Origin of the sequence: Pseudoalteromonas sp. DSM 26666 (genome assembly GCF_900116475.1) — a bacterium.
Classification (GTDB): Bacteria; Pseudomonadota; Gammaproteobacteria; order Enterobacterales; family Alteromonadaceae; genus Pseudoalteromonas; species Pseudoalteromonas tetraodonis.
The window spans coordinates 14,391-34,198 of sequence record NZ_FPAR01000008.1 but is presented as its reverse complement, the minus strand read 5'-3'; the positions used below and the strand labels follow the sequence as shown (position 1 = coordinate 34,198).

The window sequence follows — 19,808 nt, the reverse complement described above, 5'->3', positions numbered from 1 at the left end:
TCTCATGGCAAAAATAATTGTCGTTACCTCGGGTAAAGGGGGTGTTGGTAAAACAACATCAAGCGCAGCAATTGGTACAGGCTTAGCATTAAAAGGCTACAAAACTGTTATCATCGATTTTGATATCGGCTTACGTAATTTAGACCTCATCATGGGTTGTGAACGTCGCGTAGTGTATGACTTTGTTAATGTGATCAATGGCGAAGCTAACCTTAATCAAGCACTCATAAAAGACAAACGTGTAGAAAAGTTATTTTTACTTCCTGCTTCACAAACTCGCGATAAAGACGCACTCACCCGTGATGGTGTTGAACGCGTATTGAACGAGTTAAAAGAAGACTTTGACTATATTGTTTGTGATTCTCCTGCAGGTATTGAAGCCGGAGCTATGATGGCGATGTACTTCGCTGATGAAGCGATAGTTACAACCAACCCTGAAGTCTCGTCAGTACGAGATTCGGATCGTATTCTAGGCATTTTACATAGTAAATCGAAACGTGCCGAAGAAGGATTAGAAAACATTAAAGAGCATTTGCTAATAACACGCTATAATCCAGATCGTGTATCAAAAGGTGAAATGCTATCTGTTGAAGATATCCAGGACATCCTAGCCATCGACTTACTAGGTGTCATTCCTGAATCTCAAGCAGTGCTTAGTGCATCAAACTCTGGACAGCCGGTAATTCTTGATAGCGAATCAGACGCAGGTCAAGCTTATGCTGATGCGATCAGTCGTTTATTAGGCGAAACGGTTGAATTTAGATTTTTAGATGTAGAGAAAAAGGGTTTATTCAAACGGATATTTGGAGGTTAATGTGTCTTTACTTGACTACTTCCGCTCAGAAAAGAAAAACAGTGCGTCATTAGCAAAAGAGCGATTGCAGATCATTGTCGCGCACGAGCGTTCTCAGCGTGGAACACCAGATTACTTGCCACAATTAAAGCAAGATATTCTTGATGTCATTCGTAAGTACGTTAATGTAGGCGCCGATGCGGTTCAAGTTCAGTTTGATCAAAATGAAGACGATTTAGCGGTACTCGAGCTCAATGTCACATTACCTGACGAAGAAAAGAAATAATAAAAAAGGGCGCTAAGCGCCTTTTTTATTTTTTACATCAAGCTATTTAATGCTCTAATTATCCCACTCTTTTAGCGCATCTTTAACAAAATCATATCGCCATGAGCTGAGTAAATCTGGTTTTATGTGTTTTTCTTTTTGCTGAGCAGTTAACTTCCAGTTCCAACTAATTAGCTGATTTATTTGCTTTTTAGAGGCCATAACGTCTTCTGGAATGTTATGCTCTTTAGCAACTTTAGTAATTTTTTGTTTGATCTCCTTCGCTACTTTTTTATAGGTAGGAAAATCAATTAACCGCTTTAATACTTGCGGGTGTTGCTCAGCTGGAATGGCTTTGGCCTGCTCAATACACTTTAAAATTTCAACCCCAGAACGATTCACTTCAATGGGTTCTACCCCAGGAATTTGTCTCAGAGCATTTAAACTTGAAGGGCCTCGTTTGGCAATTTCGGTCATATTGTGCTCTTTAAGCACAAAATTAAGCGCTAGATTTTTACGAATAGCTTTATTTCGACGCCATACTGCTAACTCTTTAAGTACCGCTAGTTCATGCGGTTTAAGTTGCCATGCATTTTTAATTTCTTTGTAAAGTAGCTCATCCGGAATTTGAAAAGCACGTTTATTGGCAACTAATTCACTTTCATTGATCACAATATCAAATAAATCAGCGGCTTTAATGCTATCTATAATTAACTCAAAACAAGGCAGCAGGTGATACGTATCAGCAGCAGCGTATTCAAGTTGCTTTTGGGTAAGGGGGCGTTGTAACCAATTAGTGCGCGATTCGCTTTTATCAATCTCAATATTCAATAATGTTTTCACCATTAAGGCAAAGCCCATACAGTTTCCCTCACCTAATAGCTGAAGTGCAAACTGGGTATCGAATAAAGGATAAGGAACAAATCCTGCGTACTTTTGAAAAACTTCAATATCTTCTGAGGGTGAATGGAGTACTTTTAGCACTTTAGGATCTTTAAGTATTTGCCAAAAATCGAACAAGGAAAGCTCGGCAAGCGGGTCAATAAGCGCTAAATGTTCGCCATCATAAACTTGAATAAGTGCAACTTCTGGATACAAAGTACGGCGGCGCATAAACTCGGTATCAATAGCAAGAATGGGTTTGTTTTTAATTTGTTCTACAAACGTATTAAGCTCATTTTGGGTTTGGATCAATTGGTAGTGCACTGAGTCTCCTACAATAAAAAAGCCGACTGATGTCGGCTTTTTTATAGTTGCTAATCTTTTAAGGCTCTTCTGAGAATTTTACCCACGTTAGTTTTGGGTAACTCATCCTTAAACTCAACGAGTTTAGGAACCTTGTAATTAGTTAAATTATCACGACAATGTTTTATTATATCTTTTTCAGTTAAAGAAGGGTCTTTTTTCACAACAAAAACTTTAACTTGTTCACCACTAATGTCATGAGGGATACCAACCGCGGCCACTTCAAGGACGCCTTCGTGCATGGCAACCACTTCTTCTATTTCATTTGGGAAAACATTAAAGCCTGAAACAATAATCATGTCTTTTTTACGATCAACAATGTAGAAAAAACCTTCGTCATCGTAAGTGGCAATATCACCAGTTGCAAACCAGCCATCTTTTAAACATTCAGCCGTTGCATCAGGGCGATTATAATAACCAAGCATCACTTGCGGACCTTTTACCCACAGTTCACCCGGCTCACCTTTAGCAGCTTCTTCACCGTTATCGAGCATTAATTTAATGTCAGTACTTGGCGCAGGTAGACCGATAGAGCCATTATAAGCTTCTAAATCATACGGGCTAATTGTGACTAAAGGAGAACATTCTGTCAGGCCATAGCCTTCCATTAGTTTGCTGTTAGTGACCTTTTGCCATTTTTCTGCAACAGGGCGTTGTACTGCCATGCCGCCGCCTAATGACATTTTAAGGTGACTAAAATCAAGCTCAGAGAAACCAGGGGTATTTAATAAGCCATTAAATAAAGTGTTCACCCCTGTAATAGCAGTAAATTTATGCTGACTAAGCTCTTTTACAAATCCAGGCATATCACGTGGATTTGTAATTAAAACGTTTAAGCCGCCGTATTTCATAAATGCTAAACAGTTCGCTGTTAATGCAAATATATGATAGAGCGGTAGCGCGGTAATAACCACTTCTCTACCACGCTCAAGCACGTTATCTAAACAACCAGATACTTGCTCAAGGTTACCCACCAAATTACCGTGGCTCAACATTGCCCCTTTAGACACACCGGTTGTACCACCGGTGTATTGTAAAAATGCTAAATCGCTTAAGTTAACCTCTGGGCGCTTATAGCCATTCAGATCAGCTTTTAATAAATCACAAAAGTTAATCGTGTTAGGCAACGTATAGCTTGGTACCATTTTTTTGAAATGCTTAACAACAAAATTGACTAAATGCTTTTTAAGACCACCCATCATGTCACCAACCTGCGTAACCACAATGTGTTTAACGTCAGTATTAGGCAGTGCTTTTTCAAGCGTGACAGCGAAGTTAGCAAGAATAAATATTGCTGATGTTTCAGAATCTTTTAATTGGTGCTCTAGCTCACGAACGGTATATAGCGGATTAACGTTAACCACCACACACCCTGCGCGTAAAATACCTAATATAGCAATTGGGGTTTGCAACAAGTTAGGCATCATAACAGCGACTTTATCGCCCTTTTTTAATCCTAAATCGTTTTGAATATAAGCCGCAACACGTTTTGTTGCCGCGTCAATTTCGTTATATGACAATGTTTTACCCATATTAGTAAATGCAGGTAAATCTTTGTAATCATTAAAACTTTTTTCAAACACTTCGAGTAACGAGTTGTAGTGCTCAGGATCGATTGTTTCAGGCATACCTTCTGGGTAGCGCTTAAGCCAGATTTTTTCCACTCTTAGCCCCTGTTTATAATTATATTTTTATTAACCTTAATCTAAGTAAGGCACTTTCACAATTGAGCAAATACTCTAATCTAGAGATAATCCCACATTTATCGGTAATATACAATTAACATGCACTACTTTGCACCATAAATGCGTGAATGTGTTCAAAACATAGTCCACTACTTTGCATATGGCAATGATGCCCACCAGGCACATCTATTACACTCAAGTTATTGTAATATTTACTATACTTGTCTAGATTTTGTTTTACAAATGGATAACCTTTATCACCTAATATTAATTGGCATGGTGCAATTAATTCTTTTATTGCACCAATACATTGCGCTTCATCAAATCGAAAACCTGAGTGATTTTTAAGCTTAGGATCGCAAGTTAGCTCAAAACCACTGTGCATTTGTTTTATGTTTCTGTCCATCAGCAATGCAATTTGTTCATTATTTAAATCAGTTGTTTTTGCACGTGCTTGATAAATTTGTTGTTTTGAAGTGTATACCCGTGATTTTTTTGTACTAAGCCTTGCTCGGTTTAGTATGGCATTTCTTAGCTGAGAACACACTTCATCGCTATCGGTAGTAACACAACCTAAACCTTCAATAAAAGAAACAGATTTTACATACTCACTAAAACAACTAGCAAATAGTCCTGCAACCATAGCCCCCATAGAATGACCAACTAAGTGTACCTTCTTTAACTTAAGCGCTGTGATTAATGCATACACATCATCCACATAATCAATAAAGTAGTAATGTGCCTGAGGGCTTCGCCAAGATGACAGTCCATGCCCTGGAAAATCAATGCAATACCATGTTTGCGAAGTTGCAGCTCGACTCAGCATAGGCACAAAGCTAGCACTATTATCTAGCCAGCCATGCAAAGCGATAACGACGTCTTCACCGTCTCCAAATTTAATACCGTGTATATCTAGGTCATTAGCTTTTACCGAAAATGGTTGCAACGCAAACCTCAACTTTTTTATTTGGTTATGGCCATAACATACAAGAGTTAATACACAAATAATAGAACTGAACTAATAGAACACACACTTAAATTTCGAGATTTCATAACATATTCATTTATTTATCTTGCTATCGGTATACAATAATAGTCGCTATTAAAATAAGTACACTTAAAGGGTACACACAATGAAAAAACAGTTCGGCTTATTAGCGCTTTTATGTACAACAGGAGCATTCGCTCAAACAGCGCCTAAAAATGTTATTTATATGATTGGTGATGGCATGGGTCCCGCTTTCACTACCGCTTATCGATATTACAAAGATGACCCTAAAACAAAAGAAATAGAAACAACCGTTTTCGACACTATGTTGAAAGGCATGGCGCACACTTATCCTGATGACCATACTTATGTAACAGACAGTGCCGCAGGTGCAACCGCACTTAGCAGCGGCCATAAAAGTTATAATGGCGCAATCGCTGTCGATACGGCCAAAAAACCGGTTAAAACCATGCTAGAAATTGCAAAAGAGCAAGGAATGACAACAGCGTTAGTGGCTACCTCACAAATTAATCATGCAACACCTGCAAGCTTTGCCGCACATAATGAATCAAGAAGAAATTATGATGATATCGCAAACGACTACATTGACAATAAAATTGCTGGTAAATTACCGGTTGATTTAATGTTAGGCGGTGGTACTCAATATTTTATTCGTGATGACAGAAACTTAGTCGACGAATTTAAAAAAGCAGGTTATCAATACGGCGACGATATTAAAAACTTAGGTCAAATCACACAAATCCCTGCCATTGGTCTATACGCACCTAAGGGATTACCTTTTGCGCTAGATGAAAACCCTACGAGATTAAAACAGTTAACCTCTAAAGCGTTTGATTTGCTTGATGGGAAAAACGATAGAGGCTTTTTTGTGATGATTGAAGGCAGCCAAATTGACTGGTGTGGTCACGCAAATGACATTGCTTGCGCAATGGCTGAAATGGACGACTTTGCAAAATCAATCGAAACGGCAAAAGCCTATGTAGATAAAAACCCAGACACTATTTTAGTGATCACGGCTGATCACTCTACAGGCGGTTTAACCATTGGCGCGCATGGCCAATACAAATGGGAAACCGACATCATCAAAGGTGTTAAAGCCACTGCGGGTACATTAACCAAATTATTAATGGGATCAGATAACCTTAAAACGGTATGGCAGGCCAATACCCGTATTGAGTTTACAACTGAAAACGAAATTAAACTTAAGCAAGCTAAAGCCATGGGTGAAAAAACCCTTAATTTAGCGGTTAAAAGCATTATCAATGATTTAAGTTTCACTGGTTGGACAACGGGCGGACATACCGCTTCTGATGTGCAAGTATTTGCCTATGGTAAAAATAGCGATGACTTTATTGGTTCACAAAACAATACTGACATAGCTAAAAAACTGATTAGTTACATAGAACAGTAATCGCTGTTATGAAAATAAAAAGCCCGAATAATTTATTCGGGCTTTTTATTTGGCTATTAATTTTATAATTAAGCGTATATATCAACACCAATTAAGCTTTGAACTTCAGCTCTTCGCTCTAAATTAGCAAACTCAGTGTAAGTAGAAATTGCCTTACTGACTTGCGCACTCGGTTGATCGTAAATAGTTTGGCTATATTGGGCCTCTTTGGTGTTCGCTTTTACAAACTCTTTTGCGAGTTCAAGCCCTTCAGGACTGCTCTTAACATAATCTGTATTGGTTTTCTGTGGTATTGGCTGCTCTGATAGTCGTTCAGGCTTTGCCGTAACAACAGCAGTAGAACGCACCTTAGCAGGGATATCACCAGTAAAAAAACCAGAGCTTATAGGCAGCGACATTACGCTTCTCCAACCAACAACATGCTTAAATTATGATTTAAAATAGCTCAATATGCAAACAATACAACTTAGCGTTACTCGCGGCCTGGTAATTTTTTCCATGTCACTGTGTCACGCACATACTTAGGCTGAGCATCACTGGCTTTTACGCCATTACCTGCAAGGTACTGTGCATCCACTAACGCTAACATGTATTGTGCATCGGGTAGCGTAATTTCAGGGTGTACACTCACATTTGTAAATGTAGTTAATGCATCGGGATAACTTTTAAATCCAGTCCCCACGCCGGTTGCTGTTTTGTTTGTGTCTATCAATGAAGCATCAAGCAGTTCAGGCTTAAAAACACGTTCTTCACCTTGAAGTGTCATCAAATTATTATTAACTTGGTATTGAGCAAAGTATATTTCCCCCATACGCGCATCAATGCTTGAATAAACCACTTCATCGCCAAATTGTTCAAACGCTTGTTGCGCCATAACCGCTAAGGTAGAAACCCCCACTAGCGGTAAATTCGTTGAATACCCAAGCCCTTGTGCTATGGCCACACTAATACGCACACCCGTAAAGCTGCCTGGACCTTGGCCAAAGCCAATAACATCTAAATCTTTTAATTTACAATTGGCTTTATTAAGCAGCTCATCAATAAGTGGCAGAATTTTTTGGCTATGCTGCTGCGGACACTCTTCAAAATGATGAAATGTTTTACCCTGATAATGCAAAACAAGCGATAAAGCCTCTGTAGAAGCGTCTAGGGCGAGAATGTTACTTTTGATCATTTTTGTACTCAATTAATATGTTTTAAAAATGTATTTGCATCTTCTAAGCTACGTGTACGGCGCATTGGCGGTAAACTCTTTAAAAATACTTGTCCATATTGGCGTGTAACTAAACGATTATCGCAAATTACTAACACACCTTTATCTTTGTTATCACGAATTAAGCGACCTACGCCCTGCTTTAAGGCAATAACCGCTTGTGGTAACTGAATATGCGCAAACGGGTCTTTTCCTTGCATTTGGCAATCTTGCATTCTAGCCTGCAAAAGCGGATCATCGGGCGCTGCAAACGGCAGTTTGTCGATAATAACACAGCTTAAAGTACTGCCTCTTACATCAACCCCTTCCCAAAAGGAGGCTGTACCGAGCAACACGGCATTACCATGACGGGTAAATTTTTCTAATATAATGCGTTTAGACATTTGCCCTTGCATGTAAACCGGATAGTCCATTTGTGTGGTTAAGCCCTCAGCCACCAAATGCATCATTCGGTAACTAGTAAATAGCACAAAACAACGCCCTTTTGCTGATTTTATGAGTTCGAGAGTTAACTTTACAATCGCATGCGGCATATTATCTGCGTGGGTTTCAGGTAAATAGCGCGGTAAGCACAATAGCGCCTGATTTTCATAATCAAACGGGCTATCTACCATCATACTTTGCTTTGGTTTTAACCCAAGGCTGGCATTAAAGTGAGTGAGTTCGTTGTCGACCGATAACGTGGCTGAGGTAAACACAAACCCTGCACCAGACTCTTTCATCATCAAAGCAAATTTAGCCGATACATTCAGTGGCGTTATATTTATGGTTAAATAGCGACGCGTGGTTTCGTACCAATAACTAAAGCCTGTTTGGGCGGTGTCGAACACACGCTCTAACTGACCTTTAAATGCCAGCACCCGCTCAAATGGGTGTTCAATTTTATCACTTCGTTCTAAGCAATGTTTTAAAACCTGATACACAAATTCTAAATCACTAATAACACGATGTAATGCAGAGCAAATAAGCTTATTACTGAGCTTTTCACGCCAATCCCCGCGGCTACCGTCCACACCAAACTGCAATCTTAAATCGGCGACACTGGTTTCCAATTTATTCAAACTTTTTCCTAATTGCAGCATGTCAGGAATTTCAGCGCGGTAAATAGCGCGTAAATCATTAATTAAATCCACCAGCTTTTTAGTACTCATGGTTTCGCCAAAATAGTCGCTGGCAATTTCACTTAACTGGTGGGCTTCATCAAAAATATAAGCATCTGCGTTGGGCATTAGCTCTGCAAAGCCAGACTCTTTAACCGCCATATCGGCAAAAAATAGATGATGGTTAATTACGACAACGTCGGCATCCCCTGCTTTTAAACGCGCTTTACGAATGTAGCACTCTTGAAAGTCAGGGCACTCTTTACCTAAACAGTTATCTGCAGTCGAGCTGACATACGGCAACACTTTGGCATCTTCTTCAATACCAATACAGTCGGCTAAATCGCCCGTATGCGTTTCACTGGCAAATTTAGCAACCATAGCGAGCTGATGCATTACATCAGGGTCGTCTGTGGGTACGTGTGCAACATGTTGGGTAAGCCGATAAGTGCATAAATAATTGGCACGCCCTTTTAACAATGCCGTTTTTTTAGCCGCGCCTAAGGCTTTTACTAACACCGGTAAATCACGATGATACAGCTGTTCTTGCAGTGCTTTAGAACCGGTTGAAATTATTGTTTTGCCTTTAGATTTAAGGGCTGGTGCTAAATAAGCAAAGGTTTTACCTGTGCCAGTACCGGCCTCAACAACAAGCTGGGAGCTTGTTTTTAATGCATCCTCAACAGCCACGGCCATATCAATTTGAGGTTGGCGTGGTGAGTATCCATCTATTGATAAAGCCAAAGGCCCGGTTGCACTAAACAGCTGTTTGATAATACCAATCACTTTATAAAAAATAATAGCGGGATTCTACGTAAGCTATTGATGAAGGGCAAGCCAAATAGCGTGAGAATTTGGCCTTTAAAGGGGCTTATGCCCCTGTTAATTATTGTGCATTTATAGTTAGCGTAATACCACTTGCATTACGATAGCCTTTAACATCTATGTGCCATACGCCTGCCTGGGGTGCAGAAATAGTGCAACTTTCTGTGTTGCCGTTTTTATATGGCCTACACACAAATTGTGTATTTGAAGATGGCGCACCGAAATTTAAATACAAATCAGCATCGCCGCTTCCGCCTGAAATAGCAACGTTCAGGGAGACATAACCCGCGGCTAAACGTTGTTCAAAACGCTGCCAATCACCTGTATTTACGGTAATGTTATCTTCTACGCGATTAATGGGCTCTAAAGCGCCTGCTGGCTCAAAACTGCCTGTCAAAGAAACATTATTAATTGCGCTGTATGCCTCAACCATGACATAGTAATTGCCTTCATTGCTGGTTGGAATGTCGCAACGCTCATTACTTGTGGCAGAGGTACTTTTACAGTCGTAATCAGTTAACGTGGGCGCCTGATTATATTTAACGTATAAATCGGCATCGCCATTATCACCTGAGGTTTCAAACGTTAAGTTTTGCGCTCCTTTTGGTACATTCAATGTATAGATAAGCTGCTCTTTAGCAGTGGCATTGATACCAGAAATTGGTTCACCATTGACTAACTCATTATTATTTGGCGGAGTAACATCACCGGCATTTTTTGCCAATTCAGCAACAAAGCTAACGGCTAAGTTAGCAAATTTAATTGCATGATCAGCGTCAAAATTACTGTCGTTTTGTGTATGTATCAGTGGGTTAATGTCATTCATTTTTGATTCGAAAGGCATAGAGGCCGCAAACCCTTGTTGATACCACGAAGCATGATCGGAGCAACCATACCCACATTGATCAAAGCCATAACTAATTTGTGGTAAGTAGGTGTCTGTCAGCTGGGCTAAAAACTGGTTTTGAGCATTGGTGGTGTAATCCGTCATCATAATAATATCTTCGATACTGCCGTTATTACCAGTCATATCAAATTGCACCATGCCCACTACATTCTTACCCAGCGAACGATAGCTACTGGCTATAGCTTTAGACCCTTTTAACCCCACCTCCTCTGCTGCAAACGCCATTATTTGAATAGTTTTTTGCGGTTTATAATTTGTATCAACAATTGCTCTTAACGCTTCCGTTAACACTGCAATACCCGATGCATTATCATCCGCGCCAGGAGAGCGCCCTTGTGCTGGATTTGCTTGATTAATTGAGTCTAAATGCCCCCCAATAATAACAATTTCATCTGCATTTTCAGCACCTGCAATGGTTACAATCACTGATGATTGCGCCCAGCTATGCTGATAACTCTCAATGGTTATATCACTTCGAACGCTGGCAATTTGTTGCCAATAACTTTGCAGCCACTGTGAAGCATCAACGCCGGTTTGCGAAGTATAATAACGATTATTAAAACTGGTGAGTGAATTTACAGTGCTTTGTAAATTAATTGGGCTTTGTGCACTAATTAAACTTTGTACTGTTTGCGCATTATCAATTGAATAATTAAAGGCTGATGTAGCTTGGCTATTTTGAACAACAGCTAATTGTTTTGCGTAATCATTCGCTTCTTCGAACGAACTATGCGCAACAAACCCACCACAACGGTTATAGTTCTGGTGCATAAACTTACTTAAATTGTTTACTGCGTCACGCGGTACACTGAGTAAATCAACGTCAGGTAAAATACTTGATTTTCTATGCGAAAATGGCATTTTTTGCAAAAATGTACCTTGTTCATGTTGATAATGCTGGGCTGCAGTTGAGTCAATGGTGACCCAAATATTGTCTGGATTTTCATTTGCTAAGCAGTTAAAACTTAAGGTTAAAGTAGTAATAACTGCTAACTGTTTAAAGTAGTTCATAAATATTCCTTATCTTGTCACTTTTATTTTAAGCATTAAAAAAGGGGCAAAGCCCCTTTTGATATGTATGCCTAATTAGCCGTTACGTTGAGTGTTACGCCGCTTGCTAAGCTGTAACCTCTTAAATCAATGTACCAAGTACCTGCTTGTGGGTTATCAAATGTACATTCTTCATTATTACCATTTTTGTAGGGTCTACATAAGTATGAAGACGTACTTGAAGGCGAGCCAAAGTTTACATAAAGATCAGCATCACCATTACCACCGGCAATGCTAATATTTAAAGTGCTATACCCTGCTGATAAATCTTGAGTAAAGCGGCTCCAGTTATTAGTAGTCACATTAATATTAGACTCAGTTCTATTAATTGGCGTCACACCACCATTCCCATCAGAGTAGCTTCCCGTTAGCGATACACCAGATATCGCACTCCATGCTTCAACCATTACATAGTAAGTTCCTGCTTGTGCATTACTTATGTTGCAGCTTTCTGTACTGGTAGATGTTGTGCTATTGCAATCATAGTTATTTAAGCTTGGTCTACTAGCAAATTTAACATATAGGTCTGCATCACCTGAGCCACCCATTGTATTAAATTGAAGATTTGTTGCACCGTCAGGGACTTCCAAAGTAAAGAATAGTTGCTCTTTTTCTGCGCCGCTAATACCCGTACGGGTTACCCCATTGGTTAACACTTCATCGTCAGTCGGTGGTGGTGGTGTAGCACAATCACTACCTGAACTAAGATTTGAATTAACACCTACCGCAGCCAAAGCGGCTTTTACATCATTAGGGTCATAATTTAAATCACACGCAGCATCCATCACACCGTTACCGGCTAAATCCCAGCCTACACCCGCACTCCAATATAGTTGGTTAGCACGTGCCATTACGATAAAGGCTTTTTGCGTATCCCAACCCGGCGTGGTTGCTAAATTATAAAATGCCTTGTTATAAACACCTGAACTATAATGCACGTCCATACCTGAATAATAGTTACTTTGGTTATCTATGGAGCGGCCATCTTGGGTAGGGTTATTCATGTAACGCAGTGCACCATTACCTTTAAAAATATCCTTTCCGACTAGCCAATCGTTGCTACCTTTCATATAAAATTCAGCGGCTTCACCAGCCATATCCGAAAATGCTTCGTTTAATCCGCCTGGTTTACCATTGTAAATCAAGCCTGAATTTTGCTCAGTAAAGCCATGGCTGACTTCATGCGCAGAAACATCTAAACTGACCAACGGGTAGAATGTATTTTGCCCATCACCAAAGGTCATTGCGCTGCCATCCCAAAACGCATTTTCATAGTTACTTGAGTAATGAACCCGCATTTGTAACTGAAAACTCAAAGGCGCAGTCCCTAACCAATCGTTATACATATTAAAAATAACGTTACCAAAAAAATGAGCATCGTTTAGCGGTGAATAAGCACCGTTTATTTCTTTGAATGTATTTTCAGGACATGTAAATGAATACGCAGAAGAGCCACTTGTTCCGCCATTTAAATTAATAGTGCGAACATTTGCGTTATTCATGCTACAAGTATTACCTGATTGGCTAACATCTAGGCTGTCAAAATCAGTTCCATATAAATACTTGCCTGTTTTTAGATTACCGCCAGGACCTGTTGCATTGGCATGTTGCAGGTTATCGTAACTAAGCAAGACCTCACCGGTATTAGCATCAATGATCAGGTATGGCCTTGATGGTGACTTGCCATAAGTAACATAAGACACTTCATAAACTAAATGCGCCTTATTTTGATCGTCAACCCAGATAGCAAGTCTGGATTGCTCATTATGTTTTTTTAAGCCTACTGATTTTGCAGCTATACCCGTTTTAGACCCTTTTAAAATCGCATCTTTTTTTGTCAATTTAGCCGATACATCAGATAAATCTTCATCAATATTATAAACAGCTGCACCATGGGCTTTTTTAAGCATCCCATTATTAAATGTTAAGCTGACCGTATCACCAATGACAGGAATGCCCTGATACGTTTGTTGATAGCGGCGGGTTACTTCTCCGTTATTGCTAGTAAATTCTTTTAATACAACTAATTCGTTCCCTACACTCAACCCAATCAACTGATTTGGACTTACTGATAACAAGGAAGCAGAGTTTGATTGCACCATATTATTAATTGTCGGTTGTTGATTTAGGTATTTCTTATTCGCAGCTACTGCATTTGTTGCTTGAACCAAAGTTAAAGCAGCAAAAGTTGCTATTGTGATTTTAGATAAATTCACGTTTACGCTCCGTTAAAGTTTAAGTTTTTAATATATTTGTATTAATCGGCACACCTTGTACCCGATTAGGGATCAGAGTAGGTCACAAACTTAAATAACGAAAATTAAACATTTAATTTACAATTAAAGTATTAGCTCGAAAATTAATCTATTATTTTACAATGATTTAAAAACTACTGTTTTAACTAATGAAGTGCAGAAACAACATTTCGTATACATATATTTACATAAAACAGCCAGCAAAAAGCATTAGATTTTAAAATCACACGCTTTATTGTTAATCACTAATCGACTGCTCAATGAGCATGTAGTTGCAAAGGAAAATACTTTACCTGTTGAGCTTTAAAAGAGGGGTAATCTATTTTAAATGGGTAGGGAGTAGTTTTAAAAACACGCAGTTCATAGCCATGCACCACTATTTGCTATGTTTAAACAAATTTGCTTTTATTGAGGGCGATTTTAACTTGAGGCAATAACGGTATCGCCAATCACTTGTACTAAGCCCATGTATCTAAATGGGGTTTGTCGTCATCTTCTTCAGCGGTTTTATTGCGCGATTTATTTTCGTCAAACGCCAGCTTATGTTGTTTTTCTACTTCTCTTTTTTTACGCTCTTCTAACTCGACTTTTTTGGCACTGGCACTTTGTTGAACCCCAGCAATATGAAAAGCCCCTTTAGATTCAAGCGTTAAACGCGTAATAGGCCCTAAATAAGGGATCATTATATCCATGCGTGCCTCCATTGAATTGAATGTAATTTAATCACTATAAAACTGTTGATAAATAAAGCAAACCTTTAGTTATTATCGACAGTTATAAGGTATTCTTTAATTTAAGAAAATTTTTCTTGCCATGCTATTGGTTTATGTGTTTTTATAAATGCGAAATTTATTAAACAAACAGCAGCTAAGCGTTAACATAATAACGAATAGCTAAACAGGATAAAAAATGCGCAACACTCTGACAGCAGTACATCACCACCATCATTCATCGGAATAACCTGTCAGGTCTTTCGCTGAGAGGTTGTTCCTAAAAGGAAACCTCTGGCGAATCAACATACCAAGATTCATTTTCGCCCTGAGGTTTCCCTCGGGGTTTTTAGTTTTTAAATTAAAGGAAAATGAGTAATGAATAATAGTAATCGTCTTCGTATCGCCATCCAAAAAGGCGGCCGCCTATCTAAAGATTGTCAAGATCTGCTTAAGCAACTGGGTGTAAAACTCAACCTTCGCGAGCAGCGCCTTATAGCACACTCAACCAACATGCCAATTGACGTTTTACGTGTACGCGATGACGATATCCCAGGTTTAGTTATGGACGGTGTATGTGACTTAGGTATTGTTGGCGAAAACGTTTTAGTTGAAGTACAAGCAGAAAGAGAGCGCCAAGGCGTTCCAAGCGAAGTAACTAAATTATCAAAATTAGATTTTGGTTACTGTCGTCTTGCACTTGCATGGCCACAAGAACTAGGTAAGCAAGACAAAAGCTGGTTTGAAGGCAAACGTATTGCAACCACCTACCCTGAAATTTTAAGCCAATATTTAAAACGTGAAGGCATCAACGCCAGCACTGTTATGCTCACAGGCTCTGTTGAAGTGGCGCCGCGTGCTGGTCTTGCTGATGCCATTTGTGATTTGGTCTCAACAGGTGCAACCCTTGAAGCCAATGGCTTAATGCAGGGTGATACGATTTTAGAGTCAAACGCCTGTTTGATTCAAAACACTCAATTGCAAGATGCTGACAAACTCGCGCTTATCAATAAATTGATGCCGCGTTTGCGTGGTGTTAAGCAAGCCAAAGAAAGCAAATACATCATGCTACACGCACCAAAAGACAAGCTGGATGAAATTTGTGAAATCCTGCCTGGTTCTGGTCAACCTACATTACTTGCACTAGCAGGATCTGACGAATATGTAGCATTGCACATGGTAAGTAGCGAAACGTTATTTTGGGAAACCATGGAGCAACTTAAAGCACTCGGCGCGAATTCTATTTTAGTTATGCCAATTGAAAAAATGATGGAGTAACAGCCATGCTTCGTTGGAATGAAGAATCATCACAGGTTCAAGCAGCGGCGCTGATGCGCCCTGCTGTATCAGCGAGTGAAAAAGTAGAAAGTATTTGCCAAACTATTTTGGCAAAAGTAAATGCACAAGGCGATGCTGCATTACTGGCGTTAGCAAAAGAGTTTGATAACCGAGCTGAGCCGCGTTTACGTGTTCCACTTGATGAAATTAATGCCGCTGAGAAAATGCTAAGCCCTGAGCTTAAGTATGCAATTGACACCGCTTATGCAAATGTAAAATGTTTTCACCAAGCGCAACTGCCTAAAGATATTAAGTTATCGACTCAACCGGGCGTTGAATGTGAACTGAAATATCAAGCCATCGAAGCGGTCGGTATTTATGTACCCGGTGGCAGTGCGCCATTGCCATCGTCAGTTATAATGCAAGGTGTATTGGCGCAGTTAAGCGGTGCAAAAACCGTGGTACTAACTACCCCCGTACAAGGCGATAAAGCAATAAATCCTGCTATTTTATATGCTGCTAAATTATGTGGTATCACCACTATTATTGAAAGCGGTGGTGCAGGCGCGATTGCTGCAATGGCCTACGGCACAGAATCAGTACCTAAAGTGAATAAAATTTTTGGCCCAGGTAATAGCTTTGTGACTATGGCAAAGCAGTTAGTTGCACAAACAATTCCAGGAATGGCGATTGATATGCCAGCAGGTCCATCTGAAGTATTAGTGATAGCAGATGAACGAGCAAATCCAGAGTTTATCGCGGCCGATTTACTCTCACAAGCAGAGCATGGCGCCGACTCGCAAGTTATTTTATTGTGTAACAGCGAAACTATTATTAAACAAACGCAAGACGCGCTTACTCGTCAATTAGCTAACTTAAGCCGAAAAGACACCGCTGAACAAGCATTGGCTAATTCGTCACTTATTTTAGTTGATTCAATAGCGCAAGCATTTGATGTATCAGCGCAATATGGGCCAGAGCACTTAATTTTACAGCTGGCAGATGCAACCCCGTACCTTGATGCGGTTAAAAATGCAGGTTCAGTATTTGTTGGCGACTACACACCAGAATCAGCTGGCGATTATGCATCGGGTACTAACCACGTATTACCTACTTACGGTTATAGCGCGACATACTCAAGCTTAAACTTGCTTGATTTTTTCCGCACATACACAGTACAAACTATTAGCAAAAGTGGCTTAACAGAGCTTTCAAAAGCTATTTTACCACTGGCAGACGCAGAAGGCCTTGATGCCCACGCTAATGCGGTTTCAATTCGTTTAGAGGCAATAAACAATGAGCAATGAGAGCGCCCAAGCAACCAGCTTATTACCCGATAATATTAAAGCGCTTGCTGCTTACAGCTCGGCTAAAAGTGAAAAGTTAACAGGCACAACGTGGCTCAATGCCAACGAAAGCCCATATGCTAAAAACCTTGAGCTGAGTATTGAAGATTTAAATCGCTACCCCGACCCTCAGCCACAATTGGTTATTGATCGCTATGCAGCTTATACCGAGCTTAAAAGCGACAATGTCCTTATGACGCGAGGTGCAGATGAAGGCATTGAGCTTTTAGTACGCACGTATTGCCAGCCAGCTAAAGATAGTATTGCGCTGTTTTTGCCTAGCTACGGTATGTATAAAGTCACTGCTGATACGCACAATGTGGCTATTAACGCGCTTACTCAAGAGTTATTATTAACAGCCAATGTTGATGATATTGTCACTGCGGTCGGTAGCTCAAAACTGGTGTTTATTTGTAATCCAAATAACCCAACAGGTAGTTTAACGCCGCTAGATAAAGTAAAAGCCATTGCCACTGCGCTTGCAGGTAAAGCATTGGTGATTGTTGATGAAGCCTATATTGAGTTTTGCCCAGAGCAAAGTGCAACACAACTTATAAACGAGTTTAGTAATATTGTAGTGCTACGTACACTGTCAAAAGCGTTTGCGTTGGCAGGCCTGCGAACCGGGTTTACCCTCGCTCAAGCCAGTGTACTTGCGCCCATTCGTAAAGTCATTGCACCGTATCCGGTATCGAGCGTGGTAGCGAGTATTGCAGCGCAAGCCATTGCCCCTGATGCCATTACCTCTATGCGTCGCCAGGTGAGCATTTTAAACAGCTTAAAATTAAAGCTAATAGAGTGGTTAAACGCCTCCCCTGCTATATTAAAAATTCTCACTGGTGAAGGCAACTTTGTTACCTTAAAATTGGCCGATAAAAACAGCTTTAAAGTTGCCCTTGAACAAGGCTTAGTCATGCGAGCATTTACCTTATACGGTGAAGACGACTGGCTACGCATTTCAATTGGTAGCGAACAAGAATTAGAACAAGTAAAAATTTGGCTCGATGGTTTAACCACCCCAACAGCCCTATCACAACAGGAAGTATCATGAGTAATCCCTATTTATTTATAGACCGTGACGGCACCATTATTGAAGAGCCAATCACCGACAAACAGGTAGATAGCCTTGAAAAGTTGGCTTTTTTACCTGGTGTTATTCCGGCATTATTACAACTACAAGCCGCTGGTTATCGCCTAGTTATGGTATCTAATCAAGATGGTTTAGGCACTGACAGTTTCCCTACTGCGGATTTTGACATAGCCCAAGACAAAATGATGGACATACTCAACAGCCAAGGGATTAACTTTGAAGATGTACTCATTTGCCCACACTTTGATGAACAAAACTGCGATTGCCGTAAGCCAAAAACAGGCTTACTGACCGAGCTTATGCGCTCTGGCAACGTAGATTTAGCGCGCTCTTTTGTAATTGGCGACCGCCAAACAGATATTGGCCTTGCGCAAAACTTATGTTGTGAAGGTATTTTATATGATGGTAGCTGGCCTGCTATTGTTACTAAGCTGACCACAGCCAACCGTGAAGGCCGTGTTACACGCAACACTAAAGAAACACAAATTGATGTAGCGGTTAATCTTGATCAAACTAAAAACGGTAGCATAGACACCGGCCTAGGCTTTTTTGATCACATGCTGGATCAAATACGCACCCACGCAAACATTGGCTTAAACATTAAAGCCAAAGGCGATTTACACATAGACGAGCATCACCTTGTTGAAGACATTGGTATTGCCTTAGGGGTTGCTCTTAAACAAGCGCTGGGCACAAAATCACAAATAGCGCGTTATGGTTTTGCATTGCCTATGGATGAATGTAAAGCCGAAGCGCAAATTGACTTATCTGGACGTGCTTCGTTTGTGTTAAACGCAAACTTTAGCCGCGAAAAAGCCGGTGATTTAGACGTACAAATGGTAGAGCATTTTTTCAAAAGCTTAAGTGATAACGCTGCAATTAGCCTTATTTTGTCGGTAAGTGACGGTAACTGTCATCACCAAGTAGAGGGCTTATTTAAAGCGTTTTCACGGGCACTGCGTATGGCAATTGCACAAGATACAAGTCAACAAACAGCCAGCTCTAAGGGGTGTTTATGATAGCGATAATTAATACCGGTTGTGCCAATATTAACTCGGTACGCTTTGCATTTGAGCGTTTAGGTAAAACCCCTACCGTTATTACCTCGCCAGAACAATTAGCGGGCTATGAGCGCGCTATTTTACCTGGTGTTGGCCATGCATCTGTGGCTATGAAGCGCCTAGTCGATAATGGTTGGCAGCAAGCGATTAACGAATATCAGCGCCCGCTAATGGGAATTTGCTTGGGGATGCAACTGCTGTGTGAAAGCACCGAAGAAGGTAACGTGCAATGCTTAGGTAAAATACCAGGCCAAGTAAAAGCACTGGATGTAGGTAGTTTAACGTCACCGCATATGGGGTGGAATAACTTATCTATCCAACAAGCACACCCACTAACTAAAGGGCTGCATAAAGACGATCAGGTTTATTATGTGCACAGCTTTGCGCACACCGTTAACGATGCCACTTTAGTCAGTAGTGAATACGGGCAAACTTTTTCAGCCATTGTCGCTAAAGATAATTATGCCGGTATGCAATTTCACCCAGAGCGAAGTGCTAAAGTAGGCACCCGTTTATTACAAAACTTTCTAGATTGGCAGTTATAAGCGACTGTTAATAAATAATA

17 protein-coding genes are annotated in these 19,808 nt (G+C 40.2%); 8 read left to right on the top strand and 9 right to left on the bottom strand.

Going from position 1 to position 19,808, the window contains the following annotated elements; genetic code table 11:
• The first annotated feature begins 4 nt into the window (after window positions 1-4).
• Together minD and minE are read left to right on the top strand one after the other, a co-directional pair.
• Window positions 5-814 carry a septum site-determining protein MinD gene (minD, locus tag BM380_RS14365; RefSeq protein ID WP_013463309.1) on the top strand — a complete coding sequence of 270 codons (810 nt, stop codon included), beginning with the start codon at window positions 5-7 and terminating at the stop codon, window positions 812-814.
• Window position 815: 1 nt separating this feature from the next.
• On the top strand, window positions 816-1,079 hold the full coding sequence (minE, locus tag BM380_RS14360) for a cell division topological specificity factor MinE (RefSeq protein ID WP_008111532.1): 264 nt from the start codon (window positions 816-818) through the stop codon (window positions 1,077-1,079).
• 54 nt (window positions 1,080-1,133) lie between these two features.
• On the opposite strand, the gene rnd is transcribed toward minE, so the two are convergent.
• From rnd to BM380_RS14345, 3 genes are all read right to left on the bottom strand, one after another.
• Window positions 1,134-2,264: a ribonuclease D gene (gene rnd / locus BM380_RS14355; RefSeq protein ID WP_013463308.1), complete on the bottom strand. Its 1,131-nt coding sequence runs from the start codon at window positions 2,262-2,264 to the stop codon at window positions 1,134-1,136.
• Window positions 2,265-2,314: 50 nt separating this feature from the next.
• Window positions 2,315-3,967 (bottom strand): long-chain-fatty-acid--CoA ligase FadD, encoded by a 1,653-nt coding sequence (fadD, locus tag BM380_RS14350; RefSeq protein WP_016900167.1) that lies wholly within the window; start codon window positions 3,965-3,967, stop codon window positions 2,315-2,317.
• 115 nt (window positions 3,968-4,082) lie between these two features.
• Window positions 4,083-4,934, bottom strand: coding sequence for an alpha/beta fold hydrolase (locus BM380_RS14345; protein WP_090494928.1), 852 nt, complete (start codon window positions 4,932-4,934; stop codon window positions 4,083-4,085).
• Between the two features lie 187 nt (window positions 4,935-5,121).
• On the opposite strand from BM380_RS14345, the gene BM380_RS14340 reads away from it, so the two are divergent.
• A complete protein-coding gene (locus BM380_RS14340; RefSeq protein ID WP_090494927.1) occupies window positions 5,122-6,408 on the top strand; it encodes an alkaline phosphatase in 1,287 nt (428 codons plus the stop codon).
• A gap of 68 nt (window positions 6,409-6,476) precedes the next feature.
• Here BM380_RS14340 and BM380_RS14335 read toward each other — a convergent pair whose 3' ends face one another.
• From BM380_RS14335 to BM380_RS14310, 6 genes are all read right to left on the bottom strand, one after another.
• Window positions 6,477-6,806 carry a hypothetical protein gene (locus tag BM380_RS14335; RefSeq protein WP_013463304.1) on the bottom strand — a complete coding sequence of 110 codons (330 nt, stop codon included), beginning with the start codon at window positions 6,804-6,806 and terminating at the stop codon, window positions 6,477-6,479.
• A 74-nt stretch (window positions 6,807-6,880) separates the two neighbouring features.
• Window positions 6,881-7,582 (bottom strand): tRNA (adenosine(37)-N6)-threonylcarbamoyltransferase complex dimerization subunit type 1 TsaB, encoded by a 702-nt coding sequence (gene tsaB, locus BM380_RS14330; RefSeq protein ID WP_016900163.1) that lies wholly within the window; start codon window positions 7,580-7,582, stop codon window positions 6,881-6,883.
• Between the two features lie 8 nt (window positions 7,583-7,590).
• Window positions 7,591-9,507: a DNA repair helicase YoaA gene (locus BM380_RS14325; RefSeq protein WP_013463302.1), complete on the bottom strand. Its 1,917-nt coding sequence runs from the start codon at window positions 9,505-9,507 to the stop codon at window positions 7,591-7,593.
• Between the two features lie 100 nt (window positions 9,508-9,607).
• Window positions 9,608-11,464, bottom strand: a complete 1,857-nt coding sequence (locus tag BM380_RS14320; RefSeq protein ID WP_090494925.1) for a M28 family metallopeptidase — start codon at window positions 11,462-11,464, stop codon at window positions 9,608-9,610.
• A 71-nt stretch (window positions 11,465-11,535) separates the two neighbouring features.
• Complete coding sequence (locus BM380_RS14315) at window positions 11,536-13,719, bottom strand: M4 family metallopeptidase (RefSeq protein ID WP_090494924.1); 2,184 nt, start codon at window positions 13,717-13,719, stop codon at window positions 11,536-11,538.
• Between the two features lie 497 nt (window positions 13,720-14,216).
• Window positions 14,217-14,450 (bottom strand): hypothetical protein, encoded by a 234-nt coding sequence (locus BM380_RS14310; RefSeq protein ID WP_013463298.1) that lies wholly within the window; start codon window positions 14,448-14,450, stop codon window positions 14,217-14,219.
• A 396-nt stretch (window positions 14,451-14,846) separates the two neighbouring features.
• Here BM380_RS14310 and hisG point away from each other — a divergent pair, with 396 nt between their 5' ends.
• From hisG to hisH, 5 genes are read left to right on the top strand one after another with little or no spacing between them, the layout of a single operon-like run.
• Window positions 14,847-15,746 (top strand): ATP phosphoribosyltransferase, encoded by a 900-nt coding sequence (gene hisG, locus BM380_RS14305; RefSeq protein WP_013463297.1) that lies wholly within the window; start codon window positions 14,847-14,849, stop codon window positions 15,744-15,746.
• Between the two features lie 5 nt (window positions 15,747-15,751).
• On the top strand, window positions 15,752-17,053 hold the full coding sequence (gene hisD / locus BM380_RS14300; protein WP_090494922.1) for a histidinol dehydrogenase: 1,302 nt from the start codon (window positions 15,752-15,754) through the stop codon (window positions 17,051-17,053).
• Window positions 17,043-18,143: a histidinol-phosphate transaminase gene (hisC, locus tag BM380_RS14295; RefSeq protein WP_090494920.1), complete on the top strand. Its 1,101-nt coding sequence runs from the start codon at window positions 17,043-17,045 to the stop codon at window positions 18,141-18,143. The genes hisD and hisC overlap by 11 nt, the downstream gene beginning before the upstream one ends.
• Entirely contained in the window at window positions 18,140-19,201 is a 1,062-nt protein-coding gene (gene hisB / locus BM380_RS14290; RefSeq protein WP_013463294.1) for a bifunctional histidinol-phosphatase/imidazoleglycerol-phosphate dehydratase HisB, read from the top strand. The genes hisC and hisB overlap by 4 nt, the downstream gene beginning before the upstream one ends.
• On the top strand, window positions 19,198-19,788 hold the full coding sequence (gene hisH / locus BM380_RS14285) for an imidazole glycerol phosphate synthase subunit HisH (protein ID WP_013463293.1): 591 nt from the start codon (window positions 19,198-19,200) through the stop codon (window positions 19,786-19,788). The genes hisB and hisH overlap by 4 nt, the downstream gene beginning before the upstream one ends.
• Window positions 19,789-19,808: the final 20 nt, after the last annotated feature.

What these genes read in the sequence shown, in the direction of transcription:
- minD (WP_013463309.1), top strand. Translation starts at nt 5, where the DNA reads ATGGCAAAAATAATTGTCGTTACCTCGGGTAAAGGGGGTGTTGGTAAA.
- BM380_RS14340 (WP_090494927.1), top strand. Translation starts at nt 5,122, where the DNA reads ATGAAAAAACAGTTCGGCTTATTAGCGCTTTTATGTACAACAGGAGCA.
- BM380_RS14335 (WP_013463304.1), bottom strand. Translation starts at nt 6,806, where the DNA reads ATGTCGCTGCCTATAAGCTCTGGTTTTTTTACTGGTGATATCCCTGCT.
- tsaB (WP_016900163.1), bottom strand. Translation starts at nt 7,582, where the DNA reads ATGATCAAAAGTAACATTCTCGCCCTAGACGCTTCTACAGAGGCTTTA.
- BM380_RS14320 (WP_090494925.1), bottom strand. Translation starts at nt 11,464, where the DNA reads ATGAACTACTTTAAACAGTTAGCAGTTATTACTACTTTAACCTTAAGT.
- BM380_RS14310 (WP_013463298.1), bottom strand. Translation starts at nt 14,450, where the DNA reads ATGGATATAATGATCCCTTATTTAGGGCCTATTACGCGTTTAACGCTT.
- hisG (WP_013463297.1), top strand. Translation starts at nt 14,847, where the DNA reads ATGAATAATAGTAATCGTCTTCGTATCGCCATCCAAAAAGGCGGCCGC.
- hisD (WP_090494922.1), top strand. Translation starts at nt 15,752, where the DNA reads ATGCTTCGTTGGAATGAAGAATCATCACAGGTTCAAGCAGCGGCGCTG.
- hisC (WP_090494920.1), top strand. Translation starts at nt 17,043, where the DNA reads ATGAGCAATGAGAGCGCCCAAGCAACCAGCTTATTACCCGATAATATT.
- hisB (WP_013463294.1), top strand. Translation starts at nt 18,140, where the DNA reads ATGAGTAATCCCTATTTATTTATAGACCGTGACGGCACCATTATTGAA.
- hisH (WP_013463293.1), top strand. Translation starts at nt 19,198, where the DNA reads ATGATAGCGATAATTAATACCGGTTGTGCCAATATTAACTCGGTACGC.